The 19,676-nt window shown below is 33.7% G+C and carries 14 protein-coding genes; 9 read left to right on the top strand and 5 right to left on the bottom strand.

Features of this window, described 5'->3' with window-relative positions; genetic code table 11:
- Nucleotides 1-229 precede the first annotated feature (229 nt).
- Both ileS and BWZ41_RS06110 read left to right on the top strand, forming a co-directional pair.
- Entirely contained in the window at nt 230-3,463 is a 3,234-nt protein-coding gene (gene ileS / locus BWZ41_RS06115; protein WP_143689785.1) for an isoleucine--tRNA ligase, read from the top strand.
- A 41-nt stretch (nt 3,464-3,504) separates the two neighbouring features.
- Complete coding sequence (locus BWZ41_RS06110) at nt 3,505-6,528, top strand: hypothetical protein (RefSeq protein ID WP_177429467.1); 3,024 nt, start codon at nt 3,505-3,507, stop codon at nt 6,526-6,528.
- Between the two features lie 41 nt (nt 6,529-6,569).
- Here BWZ41_RS06110 and pheT read toward each other — a convergent pair whose 3' ends face one another.
- Together pheT and BWZ41_RS06100 are read right to left on the bottom strand one after the other, a co-directional pair.
- Entirely contained in the window at nt 6,570-8,909 is a 2,340-nt protein-coding gene (gene pheT / locus BWZ41_RS06105) for a phenylalanine--tRNA ligase subunit beta (RefSeq protein WP_143689784.1), read from the bottom strand.
- A gap of 110 nt (nt 8,910-9,019) precedes the next feature.
- Entirely contained in the window at nt 9,020-9,289 is a 270-nt protein-coding gene (locus BWZ41_RS06100) for a hypothetical protein (protein ID WP_143689783.1), read from the bottom strand.
- 200 nt (nt 9,290-9,489) lie between these two features.
- Between BWZ41_RS06100 and BWZ41_RS06095 the strand changes: the two genes are divergently transcribed.
- The 6 genes from BWZ41_RS06095 to BWZ41_RS06070 are packed head-to-tail and all read left to right on the top strand — an operon-like array spanning nt 9,490 to nt 14,043.
- Nucleotides 9,490-10,215 (top strand): F0F1 ATP synthase subunit A, encoded by a 726-nt coding sequence (locus BWZ41_RS06095; RefSeq protein ID WP_143689782.1) that lies wholly within the window; start codon nt 9,490-9,492, stop codon nt 10,213-10,215.
- Between the two features lie 60 nt (nt 10,216-10,275).
- Nucleotides 10,276-10,497 (top strand): F0F1 ATP synthase subunit C, encoded by a 222-nt coding sequence (locus tag BWZ41_RS06090; RefSeq protein WP_143689781.1) that lies wholly within the window; start codon nt 10,276-10,278, stop codon nt 10,495-10,497.
- Nucleotides 10,498-10,507: 10 nt separating this feature from the next.
- The gene (locus BWZ41_RS06085; protein ID WP_143689780.1) at nt 10,508-10,987 is read left to right on the top strand and encodes a F0F1 ATP synthase subunit B family protein; all 480 of its coding nucleotides are present in this window, start codon (nt 10,508-10,510) and stop codon (nt 10,985-10,987) included.
- A gap of 7 nt (nt 10,988-10,994) precedes the next feature.
- Nucleotides 10,995-11,471 (top strand): F0F1 ATP synthase subunit B family protein, encoded by a 477-nt coding sequence (locus tag BWZ41_RS06080; RefSeq protein ID WP_143689779.1) that lies wholly within the window; start codon nt 10,995-10,997, stop codon nt 11,469-11,471.
- Between the two features lie 5 nt (nt 11,472-11,476).
- Nucleotides 11,477-13,066: a glycosyltransferase family 2 protein gene (locus tag BWZ41_RS06075; RefSeq protein WP_143689778.1), complete on the top strand. Its 1,590-nt coding sequence runs from the start codon at nt 11,477-11,479 to the stop codon at nt 13,064-13,066.
- Nucleotides 13,048-14,043 (top strand): COX15/CtaA family protein, encoded by a 996-nt coding sequence (locus BWZ41_RS06070; protein ID WP_143689777.1) that lies wholly within the window; start codon nt 13,048-13,050, stop codon nt 14,041-14,043. The genes BWZ41_RS06075 and BWZ41_RS06070 overlap by 19 nt, the downstream gene beginning before the upstream one ends.
- Here the strand turns inward: BWZ41_RS06070 and BWZ41_RS06065 are convergent.
- Both BWZ41_RS06065 and BWZ41_RS06060 read right to left on the bottom strand, forming a co-directional pair.
- Entirely contained in the window at nt 14,026-15,996 is a 1,971-nt protein-coding gene (locus tag BWZ41_RS06065) for an acetyl-CoA carboxylase biotin carboxylase subunit (RefSeq protein ID WP_143689776.1), read from the bottom strand. The two genes, BWZ41_RS06070 and BWZ41_RS06065, sit on opposite strands and share 18 nt — an antisense overlap.
- Before the next feature lie 61 nt (nt 15,997-16,057).
- On the bottom strand, nt 16,058-16,723 hold the full coding sequence (locus BWZ41_RS06060; protein ID WP_143689775.1) for an ankyrin repeat domain-containing protein: 666 nt from the start codon (nt 16,721-16,723) through the stop codon (nt 16,058-16,060).
- 151 nt (nt 16,724-16,874) lie between these two features.
- On the opposite strand from BWZ41_RS06060, the gene gltX reads away from it, so the two are divergent.
- A complete protein-coding gene (gltX, locus tag BWZ41_RS06055; RefSeq protein WP_143689774.1) occupies nt 16,875-18,227 on the top strand; it encodes a glutamate--tRNA ligase in 1,353 nt (450 codons plus the stop codon).
- A 683-nt stretch (nt 18,228-18,910) separates the two neighbouring features.
- On the opposite strand, the gene BWZ41_RS06050 is transcribed toward gltX, so the two are convergent.
- A complete protein-coding gene (locus BWZ41_RS06050) occupies nt 18,911-19,366 on the bottom strand; it encodes an Hsp20/alpha crystallin family protein (protein WP_143689773.1) in 456 nt (151 codons plus the stop codon).
- Nucleotides 19,367-19,676: the final 310 nt, after the last annotated feature.

The raw sequence follows: 19,676 nt of genomic DNA, 5'->3' as shown, positions 1-19,676 counted from the left end.
CGTGAGCTCCAAGTAGGATTGTTTCTACTATTGCTTTTACTGGTATCATGAAATTTCTGATAAGGCCAATTGTTATTGTTTCTGTTCATCTTCAACTTAAGTAAATAAATCTGATCAATTAATATCTTGTACACGACAATGTCAATACCTTTTTATGTTTATAGAAATAGAGTTTTTGAATTTGTAATTTTCTGGAAAGCTCTATATTCTTTGATTTTATCCAGTTAAAATGAACATGAAGCATTATCCTGATACAAGCAGTAGTCCTGATTTTTCATTACTAGAAAAGGAAATCATAAAATTTTGGCAGGAAAATAAAATTTTTGAGCAGTCAGTCAAGAAACGTTCCAAGGATCATTGTTTTGTATTTTATGATGGGCCTCCGTTTGCAAATGGACTTCCGCATTACGGACACTTACTTACTGGTTTCATCAAAGATGCATTTGCAAGATATCAAACTATGCTGCAAAAAAGAGTTGAACGTAGATTTGGTTGGGATTGTCATGGACTGCCAGCTGAGATGGGCGCAGAAAAGGAGCTTGGAATATCTGGCAGAACTGAGATAGAAAAATTCGGGATTAAGAAATTCAATAATCACTGCCGTACTTCTGTGATGAAATTTTCATCAGAATGGGAGAGGTATGTAAATAGACAAGCAAGATGGGTAGATTTTCACAATGACTATAAGACTATGGATAAGTCATTCATGGAGTCGGTCATGTGGGCATTTAAGCAGCTTTATGATAAAGGTCTGGTGTATGAATCAATACGCGTTGTTCCCTATAGCTGGGCGTGCGAAACTCCACTCTCTAATTTTGAAACAAGGCTTGATAATGCATATAGAGAAAAAGCTAGCAAGGCTGTAACTGTTGCATTTGAACTTTTAGAAAACCTAAAGCAATTTAAACAAAAATGTAAGTTGCTTGCTTGGACTACAACCCCTTGGACGTTGCCAAGCAACCTTGCACTGGCAATAGGGAAAGATATTGAGTATTGTGCAGTGTTAGTAAATGATGAAATATACATTTTCGCTAAAAGCTATCTAGAAAAATTTATTGATCACTGTACAAAGAGCAATATTCAATATGAAAACTGTAATACAAAACTTAAAGCGAGTGATCTTGCAGGTCTTTCCTATAAACCACTGTTTGATTACTTTAAAGATACAAAGAATGCGTTCCGTGTTTTCATTGCTGGTTATGTTACAGGAGAAGATGGTACTGGTGTTGTGCACACTGCTCCTGGATTTGGTGAAGAAGATTTTTACCTTTGCCAAAGCCATGATATTCGAGCTGTTTGTCCAGTTGATAACGCTGGAAAATTTACTACTGAAGTTTCAGATTTGGCAGGAGTTTATGTTTTTGATGCCAATGATACAGTAATCAAGAAATTAAAAAGGCAGGGGAGCTGGTTGAAAACTGAGCAATATATTCACAATTATCCACACTGCTGGAGAACTGACACTCCTTTAATCTACCGCACTATGCTTTCTTGGTATGTTGCTGTGACAAAGTTTAAGGGAAGAATGACAGAGCTAAATAAGAGAGTTAATTGGATGCCAAATCATATAAGAGATGGTCAATTTGGAAAATGGCTTGAAGGAGCGCACGACTGGTCTATTTCACGCAATCGATTCTGGGGTACTCCAATTCCTGTGTGGAAATCAGACGATGCAAAATATCCAAGAGTGGATGTGTATGGCTCAATAGCAGAACTAGAGCGAGATTTTAATGTTAAAATAGATGACTTGCACAGACCGTTTATCGATACTTTGACGAGACCAAATCCTGATGATCCAACAGGAAAATCAGTTATGCGTCGTGTGCCTGATGTGTTTGACTGTTGGTTTGAATCTGGATCGATGCCGTTCGCGCAAGTTCACTATCCGTTTGAAAATAAAGAATGGTTCGAGAAAAATTTCCCTGCGGATTTTATCACTGAATATATAGCACAAACAAGAGGATGGTTTTATACGCTTTTTGTGCTTTCCACTGCTTTATTTGATAGTGAGCCATTTAAGAATTGCATATGCCACGGTGTGGTTCTTGATGTGAAAGGTCAGAAATTATCCAAACGTTTGAATAATTATGCAGATCCAATGGAGGTTTTTGACAAATATGGTTCTGATGCGCTGCGTTTTCTTATGCTGTCTGGTTCCATTGTTTGCGGTGGTAATTTACTACTCGATAAAGAAGGAAATTTAGTGCGTGATGTTCTAAAAAACGTAATAAAACCTATTTGGAACAGTTATCACTTTTTTACTATGTATGCAAATGCAGATGGAATTAAAGCTGAGATTTGTCAAGATTATCAAAGTACTATTGATCGCTACATGATTTCAAAATGTTTTGAAGCTGTGGAAGGTATCCAAGCTTCTATGAACAACTATAACTCCCAGGAGGCTTGCAAAATCCTGACAGATTTCTTTGAAGTGCTAAATAACTGGTATATTCGTCGCAGTCGTGAGCGTTTTTGGAAAGGTGATTTAGATCAAGACAAAACCGATGCTTATAATGTTCTGTACACAGTTTTTTATTACATGCTTCGAGCTGCAGCTCCTTTGTTGCCACTCATAACAGAGACTATATGGCAAGGGCTTAAGTACAAAGAAACATCTGTTCATTTGGCTGATTTTCCACAATCAGATAGATATGACAGTGAACTCATTGCCAAGATGGATTTGGTAAGAGAGATATGTAACTCTGCATTATCCATCAGAAATACGTTTAATATACGCATCAGGCAGCCACTTGGCAGTATGACTATCTACCATCAGTCTTTCTGTAGTTTTTTTGAAGGTGAGCCGTTTTCTGTCATCCCAGTGCGTGACACTGGGATCCGGTGTACTGCAGATTCAAATGAATACCAAGAGATGATAAAAGATGAGGTAAATGTAAAAAAATTAGAATTAGTAAATAGACTTGAAGATATTGCATCACTAGAGCTGAAACTAAATTTCCCTCTACTTGGCAAGAAGATTGCAGATAAAATCAAGAAACTAGTTCAATATGTCAAAGAAGAAAAGTGGAAGCAAATTGAGAATGAGCAAATATTTCTGGGGGATGAAACAGAGAACTATACTTTAGAAAAAGGTGAATATGAACTATTGTTAAAAGCAAACAGTGAATATTCTTCTGTATTTGATAACAATAAAGGGATTGTTGTTCTGAGTACTGAGCTCAATGACGAACTAATTCTAGAAGGACTCGCAAGAGATGTTGTGAGGCTTATTCAAGAAACTAGAAAACAAGCTGATTTTCATATATCAGATAGAATTAGAGTAACAATCAAAACAGAAGATGAAAAAATTAAGGAAGCAATAACTACATGGAATAAATATATAAAAGAGCAGACCCTTGCCTTATCTTTGGACACTAATAAAGAGATCGAGGCCGATTTCTATTCTAAGGAATATCAAGATTTGATAGTTAGTATTAAGTTAATAAAGTTGCAAAGTTACTAATGTTTATGCTATACTTAGATTGCTTAGTGTAAGGTAATAATATGAATCAAATTGTTGCAGATAGTCATAAAGAAGTTGACTTAAATGATAATAGTGATGGTTTAGATAAAGTACAATCTATCACTACTTTGGAAGAGGGAGAAGAGTTTTTCGATGCTATGGAAGCTGTTTCTAGTATAGAAGAAAGGAGTGATTTGGATCTTACTACTTTAGAAGAGGAGGAATTTTTTGATGCTGTGGAAAGGCAAGAACCGTTAGCTAATACTACTTTGGAAGAGGGAGAAGAGTTTTTCGATGCTATGGAAGCTGTTTCTAGTATAGAAGAAAGGAGTGATTTGGATCTTACTACTTTAGAAGAGGAGGAATTTTTTGATGCTGTGGAAAGGCAAGAACCGTTAGCTAACCTTAACATTCCACTGAGTATATTTCATTATAAAGATTACAATTCCGACTTTTTTACTTCTTGGTATAATATATCAAGCAAAATATTTAAGGAAATAAATAGAGCTTGCCCAGAAAGGAAAATATTAAATTTAGCTCTATCAGTTTTAGTACTTCCTTACATTGCTTTTACTGCAGTGGGGTTAGCCATATACAGTGGATTTAAAGTAGACAGCAAGGAACAAGAAGGTGTAGGTGAAGATAAGACAAAAAAGGGTAAAATAAGTGTACCAAAAAGATTGGCATATGGCTCTCTTGCTGCAATGGCAATTTTTGTTAATGTGACTGTGCTTGTAGCCTTAATCGTTCCTGCAACAGTTGCTTTGGCTACTTTTTATCTTTTGAATAGGGATTTATCTCACTCTTTAGTGGCTGCTCTTAAAATAAGTATGGGACAGTATTCTAATAAGCACCAAAATATTGAGGTATCTTTTCATGAAACAGAAGTTTCTGAGTCAAGAATTGAATATGATATGGAAATAAAATTTCCACCACAATTTAAAAAATTACTTAGAGATTTATGTGAGAATGAAAATAATAAGTGGTTTAGTGTAACACGGGATTCGGAGCATAATATTATATTGAAACTATCAACTAACATCAATTTAAAAAACGGTCTTAAGCCTTTACGTAATGAAATCAATGATGTGCTTACAACTTCCATAAAAGAACTTGCAAAAGCCATGGAAGAGCTGATGAAGCTAGAAAAGAAAGATATTACACATGATAAATTGAAGGAATTATTGAACGAATTCAGGTTGAAAGTGGTGAGTAGTATAGGTTCTAAGTTGACAACTCATTTGATAGAAAATGCTTATCAAGTTGCTTTTATACAAGCAATTAAATTTGCACAAAAAAGAAAAAAAGATTTTTCATTAGAAGATGCGCTAAGAGATATGTTAGTGAAACAAGAGTTGGAGAGTCAAGGTAAGGAATTACCCACTGAAAGAGAAATGATAATAAAAGATCTAAAAGGACTGCTATTAGGTGATGATGACCTTCTTGTGCTTAAAGCAAGGTGGAAACAGTTCATAGAAGAAGATGACATAGATGAAAGGAAAGTAATTGATATATATAAAGGTATGTATCCTAAAGAAACAGAGAAAGCTCTAGATAACGCTAAAATAGAGATTGAGTGTTTAGAAAAAGAAGGACAAAAAAGATATATTAGAGTACGCGAAAAATTGAAAGAAGTATATGATGAAGAAAAAAATAACTTCATAAACGATGATTTAGAAAAGAAATTAGAAGATTTTTTAGAAGAGGAGGAACCAAATGGGATATACGAAAAATTGAAAGAAATATATGAGAATATAAAAGGGAATGGTTCAACATATGGTGTTTTAGAAGGGAAATTAGGAAATCTTTTAAAAGAAGTAGGAGAAGGTGAGAGACATGAAAAATTGAAAGAAATATACGAGATTATAAAAAAGAATAGCTTAGCGGAGGATAATTTAAGAAGGAGATTAGAAGGTCTTTTTAAGTTCGAGTATGATAATCAAGAGGTTAAGCAAAAGCTAGTAAAATCAGTAATGAGAAAAGCCAAAGATGAGTTAAGCCAATTAGGTATATTAAGCCTGATAGAGGAGCAGTTTGTAAATTTAGAAAAGAAGATAAAAGCTTCTTTAAGTGAAGAAGCTTTAGATGAAGTGAATGATTTTGTAGAAAAGGTGTATTTAGAAATAACGAAATGTAAAATGCTAAATTTATTTAGAGGTCAAGCAAAGTCTATGAAAGGATTATGTGACCTATTAAAAGAAGATAAGCCGGAGCTAATAGAAAGTATTAATACACATCGAATAGAAATTGCAGAATGCTTAGAGCAACGTATATCGTTAAAGGAAGAAATAGAAGAAAATGAGAATTTATTAAACAAAGATTTAGAAGGTGAGCGAAAGGAAAAAGGAGAAGAGCATCCAAATACAAAATTAATAGAGAAGCACTTTAACAATAACCAAGAAATTCTAAAAGTACTAAAACAATTAGAATTAGAAGGATTATTGATAAATGAAAAAACAATAAATGATTATAGAGAAGAACTGGAATCTCGTGAAAAAATAAAATTTGCAATAATAGAAGATGATTTACTTAAAGCGTTCGAGCATGAAACTTTTGATGAAGAAGAAATTAAGAAGTTATTAGAGGAAGCGGAACTTGAGTACTACTTGGCAGAAAAGTGCATAAAAAGTCCTGTAATTAAAATGAAAGATAATATCAAGCACTTTTGTCAAGATTTATTGTCTCCTCTAGTAGATAGATTAGCAAATCTTATAATAAATAATGTACCAAAAGATAATGAGAGTGGTTTGTGGAGGATTTGGAACTCTTTCAAAGTTGGTTTTAATTATAATGTGATTGGATGGTCAGCTATTGTAAACAAAGATAATAGCACAGAAGGGAAAGCATTGAGTGTGGCACATGATACTCATAAGGAAGTAGAGACATTTCTTCAACATTTTCAATCAAGTTATGAAGGAGTTGGAGGCTTTTTAGGCAATTTATTTTCTGATGATGGAACGACATTTAAAAATGATGTCTGGCCTAAAGTAGAAGAGCATTTGCATGGAATGTGGGATAGGTTTTTCAAGGATATTGAATTCAAGATAGGGAATAAATTGGATTAAGTAAACGTGACACAGCAAAATCAGGAAACGGCGATTACGGCTTAATGATGAGCTCTCAAAGTTCCTTCAGTATTTTCACACACTAAGTTGACTATCATATTTGATTCTTTTTGGATTTCCTCTTCAGTTAAAGTGTGAGTTGGAGAGCAGAAAGTAACTGACAATGCTATAGACATCTTATTCGGCTCTATGTTATTTCCATGGTATACATCGAATATCAAAACTTCTGTGATGAGCTCTGAGCTTTTTTTCACCATATTGATTATACTGCCTGTTGCTACATCTTTATTTACAATAAATGCAAAGTCGCGTTTTACACTTTGATATTTATAATCGATAAATTTTTTTCTACTTATAGGTAAATTTTCGATATTTTCTAATATCAACTCAAAGCCTACAATTTTTTGTTTGATGTTAAAAAAATCCAATATACTCGGATGCAATTCTCCAAAATAACCAACTATTTTACTTCTAAAAGATAAGGAGCCTGATTTTCCTGGGTGATAATATTCTTTTTCTGCTCTCTCTATTGCTAAATTATCACAATTGACATTAAAAAGTTCCAAAGCTGTTATGAGGTCAGCCTTTGCGTCAAAAATATCTATTTTTCTATCAGTGTTATAGTGGTTTTTCGGCGAATTATTTCCTGATCTAATTCCACTTAAAACGTACTTAGATTGAGCTTCGTTATTATAAATTGGCCCAATTTCAAAAATTGCAAAATCAGGTGTACCATGGGCAGTATTATCTGCAGTAACTTTTAACAAATTTGGTATGATGCTTGGTCTCATTATATTAAAGTCATTATTAAATGGGTTGTCGATAATAAATAATTTATTCAAGTAACCAAACTTCTTAGCTGTTGATTCACTCATAAAAGACCAAGTTATCACTTCATGAAACCCTCTGCTTGTCATTAAAATGCGCAAATCATCTTGTGTCTCTTCTTCTACTGTAACGTCTTCTGCTAGTTGCTCTTCCTTTATTTTATCATAGCCGTATATTCTTACTACCTCTTCAACTAGGTCAGCAGGTATGGTTATGTCTGGTCTCCAGCTTGGTACATGTACGCTCCAATTATTTTCAGTTCTTTTATCAATACTAAACCCTAATTTTGTTAAAATATTGAGTACTTCATCAGGTGATGCAGATACACTTCCAAGTTTGTTTGCATTCTGATAATCAAAATTTATCTTGGCATCAGCCTTATTCAGATTACCAGCAGACACTACACTTGACACTTCTCCACCACATAACTCCAAAATCACCTGGGCTACAAGATTCAGCCCATCAAGAATGAATCCATGATCAACTGAGCGTGCAAACCTGTAACTTGAGTCTGTGGAGATGCTGAGCTGCCTTGAAGATTTAGTGATAGAGATGGGGTCAAACCAAGCAGACTCTAAAAAGATATCAGTAGTCTCAAGAGAGCATTCACTGTACTTACTGCCCATAATTCCAGCAATTGCATGAACATTTTTATTATCAGAAATAACGATTATGTCTTTGTTTAATAAGTACTCTTTATCATTTAAACCAATAAATTTTTCTTCGTCATTTGCTTTGCGTACTATGAGCTCTCCTTCTATTTTTTTTCCATCATACGCGTGCATCGGGCGCCCGAAAGATATCATAATGTAATTAGTAATATCAACTATTGAAGAAATGGAGCGCATTCCTATCGATTCCAATTTATCTTTTAACCATTTTGGGCTCTCTCTATTTTTTACATTGGTGATATATACTCCACTAATAAAACTCTCCCCATCGATGACTTTGACGTTTATTAGTGAGTTCATAGAAGCGGTAAGTTGTGGAATGATTAAAGTCTTTAACGTTCCAATTCCAGTTGCTGCTAGATCACGTGCTATTCCATAAACACCTAAGCAATCTCCACGGTTTGGAGTGATGTTTATGTCAATTACAGGATCGCAATTGAAAAATTTATCTCCTGTTTTATAATCATCAGAAAGCTCGATTATTCCTTCACTTTCATCTTGAGTCAGCGAAAGCTCAGAGGCAGAGCAGAGCATCCCTTCACTTAGCACTCCTCTTATTTTTGTAGGCTTAATTGTAAAGTTGCTTTCTGGCAATGTGCTACCAAGAGATGCAAGTACAGTCTTTATGCCTTCTTTAACATTTTTTGCTCCGCAGACTATCTGCAGAACTTTACTTCCATCATTTACTCTACATAATTTTAATTTATCAGCATTTGGATGAGGTGCGACTTCTAATACTTCTGCAACAACAAACCCGGCCAATCTGGAATTGTCGATCACATTCTCTACTTCCAACCCTATGTGAGTTAATTTATCAGTAATTTCTTCTAAACTAGCATTGGTTTTTAAGTACTCTAATAACCAAGATAATGTGAACTTCATTTATCTAACAAGAAACAAAAATTCATTGTAATGTAAAATGTGATGTTTTTAAAGTTTGTTGTAATAAGTGGCTTCTATATTGCAAGAAACAACAGAGAAGCCTACTCTTTCTACAAAGAAAGAATTTTCTTTATATCACCTTTGCAGTCCATTTCCATGCAGAGTTGAATGTTCATATTGTGATCATCTATATGGAAATTATAAATGTAAGCATCACCAGTGAAATTTCCTATAACATCATGGCTTTCATTTAGCATTTCACCTGCCATGTGGAAAAGACCAGTGTCTGAGTTAGAAGAATGATCTGTAAACTTGATGTACCCGTTACCACATTCCTGTTCTAAATTTAAAGGTGGATGAATAAAATCTATTTCGTTCATAATTGCCTCATATTAAAATTAAATTATAGTTAAAATAAGATGTTAAGTCAAGAATTTAGAATAAGATTGGTAGCTGACTATAATTTGCATTTTAATTGTATATTTTGTTAATAATACAGAGCTCCCTATCTTAACTCTTGACTTTATTCTATAAAATTTATACTTTATTTACTGCTGCAGTTTAAGTATACAGGGCCAAAATGGCGTTAAATCCGCTAGAACAATTTAAAGTATATACAATAATAGAGCTACCAAAGTTATTTGGATATGACATAAGCTTTACCAATTCATCTCTTTTTATGATGATTTCGGTAATATTGGCAGTACTCTTTTTGCTTCTTGGAGTAAGAAAAGGGGCAGTAATACCAGGGTATTTGCAGGCCGCAGTTGAATATGTATATGATTTTGTTATTTCAATAATAGAAAATAACACTGGAAGTAAGAGTCTAAAACATATTCCATTGATATTTACAGTATTTATTTTCATTTTATCATGTAATTTAGTTGGTGTTCTGCCTTATAGTTTCACGGTCACAAGTCATGTAATAGTCACTTTTGCTTTGTCGATGGTGGCTTTTATTTATATAACGATTGTTGGGTTTAAAGAAAGGGGAGTAGAGTTTTTACGCATATTGCTACCAAAAGGAACTCCTTGGTGGCTTGCACCTGTAATAATTATTATTAAGTTGTTTGCTTATTTAGTAAGACCGATTAGCCTATCAATAAGGCTTGCAGCAAATATGATTGCTGGCCATACAATCATCAAAGTAATAGCGGGGTTTATCGTAAATATGAACATATTTTTCACTCCTGCACCTTTTTTGTTTATAATTGCACTAATAGGGTTTGAAGTGTTTGTTGCAGTTTTACAAGCTTATATATTTACTATATTAACGTGCGTATATTTGTCAGATACAGTAAAGTGAGTGCTTGACTTACCTGTAGAACATTTTATAATATTATTAAGGAATAGTTAAAGGTAGTATATGGATTTAGTAGCTTTAAAATTTGTAGCAGTTGGTTTGATGGCGTTTGCTATGTTAGGTGCTGGTTTGGGTGTAGCTAATATTTTCTCTACTATGCTAAGTGGGATTGCGAGAAACCCTGAATCGGAAGGTCAAATGAAAACTTACGTTTATGTTGGTGCTGCTATGGTTGAGATTATGGGATTTCTTGCATTTGTAATTGCGATGATATTAATATTGTAGTGTTTGACACATGCCGCAGCTTGATGTTTCCACTTTCTTTTCTCAAGTTTTTTGGTTTTTAATTTTTTTCTCTTCACTTTTTTTTGTAGTAAGTTGTTTGTTCTTACCAAGGTTAGATGAAATAATAAACACTAGGAGTAAAGGGGTATTAGATTCTTTTAATAGTTCTGTTCACCTTTTAAGACTTACAGAAGAACAAATTGCCAAGTATAATGCAGCTTTAAACCAAGCTAAAGTACGGGCAAAAAAAATCATAGATGATGCACTTGCTCAGGTGGAAGAAATGAGAGCGAGTGTTAAGAATATATTAGAAGAGGAAGACAAAAAAATAGTCAAGCTTGTTGAAGAAAGAGTGGCGAAATTTAAATCTAAGCATATTAGTGAGTTAAAACAAATGGCTACTAGTATTGCTTTAATTTACTACACTAAGTTAACTAATTCTGAAATTGAAGAGGAATTTGTTGCTGACTTGGTATCCAAAGAATTTTAGGGTTTTTATGTCTACATTACTAGTTATCAGTCTTGCTTTTTTAGTAGGTTTTATCCTTTCGTATAAATTGCTAAGGAAGGTAATAAAAAACGCACTTAACAATAAACGTAACAAAAGCAAGTTTTCAAGTGAAGAAACTGAAAAATTCAGAAAAGATATGTTGGAGTATTACAAAAAATCTTCTGAAAAATACAAAAAATTAGATGCAGAAGTTAATAAAATGATGAATGAAGCACTTGATAAGGCTAATAGTATTATTAAGCATAATAGACAGCAACTCGATCAAACGTTAGATGAAAATACCCATTCTAATTTGAAGAAAGTTACTGACCAAGTTGAAAAAGCTCTTGGGGATTTACAAGCTAACACAGCGAGTATAGCTGCTGATGCTGTAAAAAAAATAATGCATGAACGTAAAGATGATAAGCGTAGTAGTGAGGTTATATCTTCGTTTTCACGTGACTTGAGCAAAAAGTTGCATTAAGTTTAATGCTTGTACTTCAAACTGATAATGTAGAAAAAATTAAATTTGATTCTAGTTTATGCAAAGAACAAGAGAAACTTTTCTACTATAGGTTTAATATAATTCCTTGGCAAAAATTAAATGATACTACTTTTTTTATGGTTGAAGACATAAGCCAAGATATCAATCTTTGGGTCGAATCTCATTACGGTATTGAATATGTATTGATAAAAGTAGATAGCAAACAGATTTTAAATCTTCTTAACTCACACTTTGGTATTTCAGAATTCGCAAGTAACTACTTATATTATAAGAATCCTAATTTTTCAGCTAAAAGCATTAGGCTCAGTTCAATCTTTTTTTCCTCTTTCTTTGTTATGATTTCGACTTTAACACTGACAAAAAAATATGCATATTTTGCTTTGATGTTGATATTTATAATCGAATGTTCTAGTTCTTTATTCAAATTTGTAACTAAAATTTTTGGCTTGCGTAAAATTTCTAACCAAAAAGCAGGTTATGATAAGATGAATGAACCTATATATACTATTTTATTGCCTGCTTTTAAAGAGAATGCGGTTATAAAGCAATTGATTAAGAGCATTGAAAGTTTGAATTATCCAAAATCAAAATTAGATGTAAAGCTTGTGATAGAGAGCGATGATCAAGAAATGTTGGCAGCTATAGAAAAATGCACTTTACCACAGTATTTTGAAGTAATAAAAGTGCCTCATTCTCTGCCGAGAACAAAAGCTAAGTCATGCAATTATGCTATGAGCTTTGCTAGAGGAAAGTATGTGGTAATATATGATGCAGATGACAAGCCAGATCCGTTCCAGTTAAAAAAAGCACTAATTGAATTTAATAAGGGCGACGAAAAGTTGGCTTGTGTACAGGCGAAATTAAATTACTATAACTTTGGTTGCAATTTTCTTACAAAATTCTTTTCTCTCGAGTATATGAACTGGTTTCAATATTTTTTGCCTGGATTTCAAAAAATGAACATGCCAATACCTTTGGGCGGTAGCAGTAACCATTTTTCAGTGGAAATTTTAAAGAAAGTGCTTTTTTGGGATGCTTACAATGTCACTGAAGACGCTGACCTTGGTTTGAGACTTGCGCAAATGGGATATAAAACCAGGATTATTGATTCAGAAACATTGGAAGAATCACCAACTACTGTGTTTGCTTGGATCAAACAAAGAGCACGCTGGATTAAAGGTTATATGCAAACTTATGTCGTTCATTTAAAAAATATAAAATTACTTTTTAAGCACACTGGGCTTAAGGGAGTTTTGCTATTAAACCTTTTTGTTGGTTCCTCAGCTTTTATATTTTTCACGACTCCTTTTTTGTTACTTTCATTGGTGCTGACTCAAATTTTGAATGAATTATTCTTATATTATTTTATAATAGTATACGGTATTAACTTGATTTTTTTGATAATAGCTATCAGACAACAAAAAATGCCTTTTTATTTTTATATAGTATCAATATTTTTTCCCGTCTATAGTCTACTACATAGCGTTGCAGCTTTTCTCGCTTTGTGGGAATTTGTTATTCACCCTCAGCAATGGAATAAAACTCAGCATGGATTATGGAAGCAAAACCTGTAGCTATTTGGCTTTTTCTCTGCTCTCTCATGGTGATTTGCATGGTGGGAATTGGTGGATTTACCAGACTTTCAAAAGCAGGATTGTCAATCACGGAATGGAAACCAATTACCGGAACATTGCCACCGCTGAGTGAACAAGACTGGCTAAAAGAAAAATCAAAATATGAAGCTACACCTGAATATAAAGCATTTAATTATGGTATGAGTATGGAAGAGTTTCGCACCATATACTTAATAGAATATGTGCACAGGTTAATTGCAAGGCTGACAGGTTTAGTTTTTATCTTACCATTTATATACTTTACACTAAAAAAAAGAATACCTAAAAATGCAGTAATAAGGTTATCTACAGCACTATTATTTGGAATTTTACAAGCTTTTGCTGGTTGGTATATGGTAAAAAGCGGTTTGGTAGTCAATCCTCATGTTAGTCACTATAAGCTCGCACTTCACTTACTGCTTGCATTGGTTATTTTTGCATTATTGTCATATCAATTTTTTGATTACCAAATCAAACCAAAACAGATAATTAAAATTAATAGCAACATTACATGTTACATATGGATAATTTTAATCCTAGTTACAATACAAATAATCTTCGGTGCATTTGTTGCAGGGCTAAATGCTGGTTTAATTTACAATACCTTTCCACTGATGGATGGACAAATTGTTCCAGAAGATTTATTTTACTTACATCCTGCTTGGCTAAATATCTTTGAAAATAGAGTAACAGTGCAATTCATACACCGGGCATTGGCATTGCTGGTATTAGTTCTGACAACAATACTCACAATAAAAAATGCCAGTATAAGACCATTATATGTTATGCTATTCTCTGTCATCATTCAGGTAATTCTAGGAATAGTCACTTTGTTGCTGCATATACCAATGGCTATTGCTATAGCCCATCAAATGTTTTCATTTATCTTATTTGGCTCAGGTTTATACTGCTTGTGTTATTTAAGAAACCAGATCTAATACTAAATCACCAGCCTGTACATTTTTCCCTTCTTTAACAGAGATATTTTTTATTACCATTTCTGATTCAGCACATATAATGTTTTCCATTTTCATTGCTTCCACAACAAATAAGGGTTGTCCTACCTCTACCTGATCTCCAGCATTGACGTGTAATTTAACCAATAAACCAGATATTGGAGATTTCACAGTATCTACTGAAATCCCTTCAGTTTTGTTGTTTAGCATTAATTTGCTTAGTTTAGCTATATGAGGTTTCAATACACAACATTCAGCTCTCATACCTGCGTGTCTTATGAAATATTTGCTGTCTTGTCTTTCTATTTTAAGTGCTATATTGGTATCATCATTAATTGTGATATATAGTAATCTGTAACTTGATTTCCACTTACCCACCACGGAGTATTTATTGTGGTTATATACTGTTGTTAATGTGTTATCTTGATACTTTGCATTTGCGGAGTACTCATTGTCATCTATTTTCACTGTGAATACTTCTTCTATTGACTTACTGTAATACCTTCCCTCATTTTCTAAGTGAGCATACAGTGCAGTAAAGATAAATATTTTAATATATTCTTCTGTAATAAAATCGCCGTGAAATCCACTAGGGTAATGATCTGGAATGAATCTCGTGTGGAGCTTTACTGCAATAAAATTTGGATGATGGAAGATGGATTCTAGAAATTCTATGTTGTTTGTTACTTCTCCTATATAGCACTCAGATAAAGCTCTTTGCATTCTGCTGATTGCTTCTATTCTATCTTTTCCATAGGTTATAACTTTTGCAATCATTGAGTCGTAGAACATGCTGATTTCTGAACCGCTAGCTACTCCATCGTCTATTCTTACATCATCCGGTTTATCGTAATATTTTATTCTTCCGCTAGAAGGAAAAAATTTTTTTGATGGATCTTCAGCGCAAATTCTGCTTTCTATTGCAGAGCCAGTGAGTTTAATATCATCCTGATTGAATCTCAATTTTTCTCCGCAGGAAATTCTGATCATTTCTTCTACTATGTCTATTCCTGTTACGAATTCTGTTACTGGGTGCTCAACTTGTAATCTAGTATTTACCTCAAGAAAATAGAAGTTTTGGTCTTTATCAACAACAAACTCGACAGTGCCTGCTGAAAAATAGCCGACTTGTTTTGCAAGAGAGACACATTGGGCATACATTTTTTGTCTTACTTCTTCACTAATAAATGGGCTTGGTGTTTCTTCTATTATTTTCTGATTATTTCTCTGTATCGAGCACTCTCTCTCTCCAAGACATACTACATTGCTGTATTTGTCTGCGATAATTTGTATTTCAATGTGTCTTGGCAGCTCTATATATTTCTCTATAAAAATACTACCATCTTTAAAACTTTTCTCTGCTTCATTTGTTGCTGATGTAAATGCTAGTTCAATTTCTTTTTTGGAATGTACAATTCGCATTCCTTTGCCACCACCACCTGATGCAGCTTTGAGCATAACGGGAAAACCAATTTCTTCAGCAACCATGGATGCATGGTCAGCGTTTTCGATCTTACCCATATATCCTGGCACTACATTTACTCCAGCCTTTCTTGCCTCTTCTTTTGCTGTTATTTTATTGGCTGTAGCTTCTATTGTTTCTGCACTTGGACCGATAAAATCTATATTATATTTTTGGAGAGCACGTGGAAAATCTGGATTTTCTGCTAAAAAACCATAGCCAGGATGAACCGCCTCAGCACCTGTTTCAACTGCTACTTCGCATATTTTTTCAATATTTAAGTAACTGAGGTAAGCAGGCGAAGGACCAATGTGCCTCGACTCATCTGCCTGCCTTACATGCACAGAATTTGCGTCTGCATCTGAATACACACATACACAAGATATACCCATCTTGCGCGCAGTCTTGATTATCCTGCAGGCAATCTCTCCTCTATTTGCTATTAAAATCTTACTATACTTCTTTCTTATCATCTTATAAGTATACTTTCTTAAGTTAAGAAAGTAAATTTCTATATTATTGCTTGCAAGTACTTCATGCTAGAGCTAAACCACCATCTACAAGTTGCATAACATCAGGATCTGTCAATGTAGTACTTTCGTTATTAAAGCTATATATCTCGTTACATGCCTTAAATAGCAGATATGAAGATCCTCCAGAAGCTATTGTTGCTATTGAAGCCAATGCAAGAGATTGAGAAGCTGAAAATAGAAGATACAAAGATATACACATAGCGATAGCACACACTATAGCCCCTACTATGTATAAGAATAGATGAAACTTTTTACTACATATAAAGCTGCATTTTATGTCTGCAATTTGTTTAACTTCCTTCCGCTCTGCAGGATCCAAGAAGTAAAGAGGTGATACTGCCTTACTTCCGTTATCCTTAATATAGCTTTTATCGCAGAGTGCTTCCTTAATATATTTCTTATTATTCTTAAGTTCTGCTTCTAATCTTTTTACTTCTTTCCAATCTTTAGCTTCTTTTGCTTTCTTAACTCTGCTCTCAGTATTTTCTTCTAAATCCCTCATAATCTCCTTGAGTGCAGGTAACAGAATTCCTTTATCTGCTGCTATATGAAATGGGTTCCCATCTTCATTGAGACTATGCTTAGCTACACAAGCAACTCTTTTCTTACAAGCGTTAACGAATTCATCTTTATTTCCTTTTCTTGCAATTTCAAATAAATTATCCATATATACACCTCACTGCATTCACTAATACTAAATTATACAATGCAGTTTGTTAAAAATAAATGTAAATTGATCTTTCAAATTTACTATAGTTCCACATTGTTGCAAGCACAAATTTTGGCTATCATAAATTACATTATTACAATAGATAAATATGCCAGGTATAGTCACTAGATTCGCTCCATCACCAACAGGATTTTTACATATTGGAGGAGCTCGCACAGCTTTATTTAATTGGCTCTATGCGCAGCGTCATGGTGGCCAGTTTTTACTAAGGATTGAGGATACCGACAGAAAACGTTCAACACAGGAAGCAATTGATGCAATAATAGATGGGTTAAAATGGCTTGGAATAAACTATGATGGGGAAATAATATATCAATCAAAAAAAATAGAGCAGCACATTGAGGTTGCAAATCTTTTAGTTGAAAAGGGTAGGGCGTATCATTGTTACTGCCCCGAGAATGAAGTTGCGGAGAAGAAAATAAGAGCAAGAGAAGAAGGAAAAATATATAAGCATAAGTGTACTCATTCGACATCAAATGCAGAGCCTGTTGTTCGCTTTAAAGTGCCAGACTCAGAAAATATTGTTGTTGACGATAAAATATACGGCCAAGTTAGAATAAGTAGCGATCAGCTTGATGACATAGTAATCTTGCGCTCTGACAATACTCCAACATATATTTTTGCTGTAGTGGTTGATGACCATGATGCCGGAATAACTGATATTATACGTGGCTCTGATCACCTCACTAATACCTTTAAACAATTGCTGATATATCAGGCTCTTGATTTTGATGTCCCACGCTTTGCACACGTACCCCTTATTCATGGAGAAGACGGGAATAAGCTATCTAAAAGGCATGGGGCTACAAGTGTTTGCGATTATGAAAAAATGGGAATATTACCAGAAGCAATGCGTAACTACCTGCTTAGACTGGGTTGGAGTCATGGTAACGATGAAATTATTAGCGATGAGCAAGCAATAGAGTGGTTTAATTTAGAAAACATCGGTCGTTCACCTGCACGGCTTGATTTTAAAAAATTAGAGCATTTAAATAATCATTATATTAGTAACATGAGCAATGAAGATATCCTTACTCTTATTTTTGAAGAAAATGCTCTAACTGATAAGAAAAAGAATTATTTATTACAAGGACTAACAGAGCTAAAAAAAAGAGCAAACTATCTGACTGAATTATTGGATTTAGCAAAATTTTATATTCAAGTTGATTTGAGTGAAGAAGCTCAGCAAATTGTCAAATCTAACCTCAATGTAATTAAGTTACTTGCATCATTTCTTTCGAGTGTAGGTAGTGAAGATTGGAATAAGAATTTTTTATCTTCTCAGATTAAGGAATTTTCAAAATTACATAATATAAAAATGAGCGATATATACCACTCATTACGCGCCCCTATAACAGGAGTAATGGATGCGCCTGGAATCATTGATATCATGGTAATTTTTGGTAAAGATGAGTGTATAAAAAGATTGCAACAAATTTAAATAAAAAATTACTTGACAGACTCTGTTGGCTTCATTATAGTGGAAAATGAAGGTTTTTTAGGATCCAAAATCTATCTTCACCTGCAGGTTTTTTCACCAAATAATCAAATTTCAGCAAAAAATATATAAGTTTATTTTTGCTAGCTCTTTATTCATATAGGAGGGTTTATGTCTAGAATTCCTGATACTTGACTTTTATTTTTAAGTTAAAAAAACAATTGGCGCCTATGGTTTTCACATTAAATCATTTTAAATTGTTAAAGTTAATACGGCCTTTTTTTATTGGTATTTTTTTCATATTTTACATATCTGTTCAGCAAAGTGGCAAAAAAGACAAGTAAATGAGTATCATGAAAGTAGCTTACACGTAGCTGTAGGAATATTCATTTTTTAAGGTAAATTAAACAGCAAATATTGTCATTCAAGTAGCTATTCCAGCTTCTATAATGTCATGCCAGTGCTCGACACTGGCATCCAGCAAAATTTATCACAAACAAGACAACATTTTCAATTAAAAAACCAGTGTCTGGATGCTAAGATGACACCTTCATAAGGAAGCCAGCATCAGCTACTTTCATGACACTCATTTAGTTGTCTTTTCTCGTTTACCTTATTTTGCCACTCTGCTGAACAGATATTAAAATAGCAATCCTCAAGGTCAGAAGCCTGCTATTACTTACTGGTTACTTTACATCAATTTTCTTGATGTGTTTCTCTGACTTAGGTATGGTTACATGCAATACCCCATCTAAAAAGTTGGCAGATACCTTATCTTGCTCTACATTTGTTGGAAGCTGAATGGATCTATAGAAAGAACCATAGTACCTTTCTTTATGGTAAAACTGCTTATCTTTTGATTCATTATCACATGTTTTTTCACCCTTCACTATTAAGTTATCGCCAGATATACTAATGTCTATGCTTTCTTTAGGAATACCTGGTAACTCTAATGATAGGCAATAGCTTTCCTTTGTTTCATAAAGGTCACAAACTGGTAGTAGGCTACTGCCTCTTTTAGAAAGCTCTGGGTTCCATCCTGTAAAGAAGCTATCAAATATGTCATCAACGGCTCTTTGTAACCCTCTTACACTAAAATTATCACGGTTATTGTTTTTATTTAAATGAACTATATTACCCATGTTGTACCTCCTTTTACTAATACATGAACTACATAATCACTCCACTTATTGATTTCAATCCTAAATCTAAAATTTTTGAGATGCGAAAAATTTTCCCCGTTTACTATAACCTGATTATGAAAAAAATCTTGTTTGGATTACCACGAGTAGTTCTATAAACTAGATTAACTGTAAAAAAGGGCAAGTGTACGCAAATTTATTACTTCTCTTTCCACTTCCACAATCAAACAATTTTGAATGTTTCTTATTTGACTTGCCAACAATGAGAATTGGTATAACTGCTAGCTCCGTCTTTCAGCTATGGCATTAA

It is taken from the genome of Wolbachia endosymbiont of Nilaparvata lugens, assembly GCF_007115045.1.
Classification (GTDB): Bacteria; Pseudomonadota; Alphaproteobacteria; order Rickettsiales; family Anaplasmataceae; genus Wolbachia.
The sequence above is the reverse complement of the archived record's forward strand: the minus strand, read 5'-3'. Positions and strand labels throughout refer to the sequence as shown.

Excerpts from the sequence above, each read along its gene's own strand:
- BWZ41_RS06090 (WP_143689781.1), top strand. The coding sequence starts at position 10,276 with ATGGATTTAGTAGCTTTAAAATTTGTAGCAGTTGGTTTGATGGCGTTT.
- BWZ41_RS06095 (WP_143689782.1), top strand. The coding sequence starts at position 9,490 with ATGGCGTTAAATCCGCTAGAACAATTTAAAGTATATACAATAATAGAG.
- BWZ41_RS06100 (WP_143689783.1), bottom strand. The coding sequence starts at position 9,289 with ATGAACGAAATAGATTTTATTCATCCACCTTTAAATTTAGAACAGGAA.
- BWZ41_RS06065 (WP_143689776.1), bottom strand. The coding sequence starts at position 15,996 with ATGATAAGAAAGAAGTATAGTAAGATTTTAATAGCAAATAGAGGAGAG.
- BWZ41_RS06110 (WP_177429467.1), top strand. The coding sequence starts at position 3,505 with ATGAATCAAATTGTTGCAGATAGTCATAAAGAAGTTGACTTAAATGAT.
- BWZ41_RS06070 (WP_143689777.1), top strand. The coding sequence starts at position 13,048 with ATGGAAGCAAAACCTGTAGCTATTTGGCTTTTTCTCTGCTCTCTCATG.
- BWZ41_RS06060 (WP_143689775.1), bottom strand. The coding sequence starts at position 16,723 with ATGGATAATTTATTTGAAATTGCAAGAAAAGGAAATAAAGATGAATTC.
- BWZ41_RS06075 (WP_143689778.1), top strand. The coding sequence starts at position 11,477 with ATGCTTGTACTTCAAACTGATAATGTAGAAAAAATTAAATTTGATTCT.
- BWZ41_RS06050 (WP_143689773.1), bottom strand. The coding sequence starts at position 19,366 with ATGGGTAATATAGTTCATTTAAATAAAAACAATAACCGTGATAATTTT.
- gltX (WP_143689774.1), top strand. The coding sequence starts at position 16,875 with ATGCCAGGTATAGTCACTAGATTCGCTCCATCACCAACAGGATTTTTA.
- BWZ41_RS06085 (WP_143689780.1), top strand. The coding sequence starts at position 10,508 with ATGCCGCAGCTTGATGTTTCCACTTTCTTTTCTCAAGTTTTTTGGTTT.
- BWZ41_RS06080 (WP_143689779.1), top strand. The coding sequence starts at position 10,995 with ATGTCTACATTACTAGTTATCAGTCTTGCTTTTTTAGTAGGTTTTATC.
- pheT (WP_143689784.1), bottom strand. The coding sequence starts at position 8,909 with ATGAAGTTCACATTATCTTGGTTATTAGAGTACTTAAAAACCAATGCT.
- ileS (WP_143689785.1), top strand. The coding sequence starts at position 230 with ATGAACATGAAGCATTATCCTGATACAAGCAGTAGTCCTGATTTTTCA.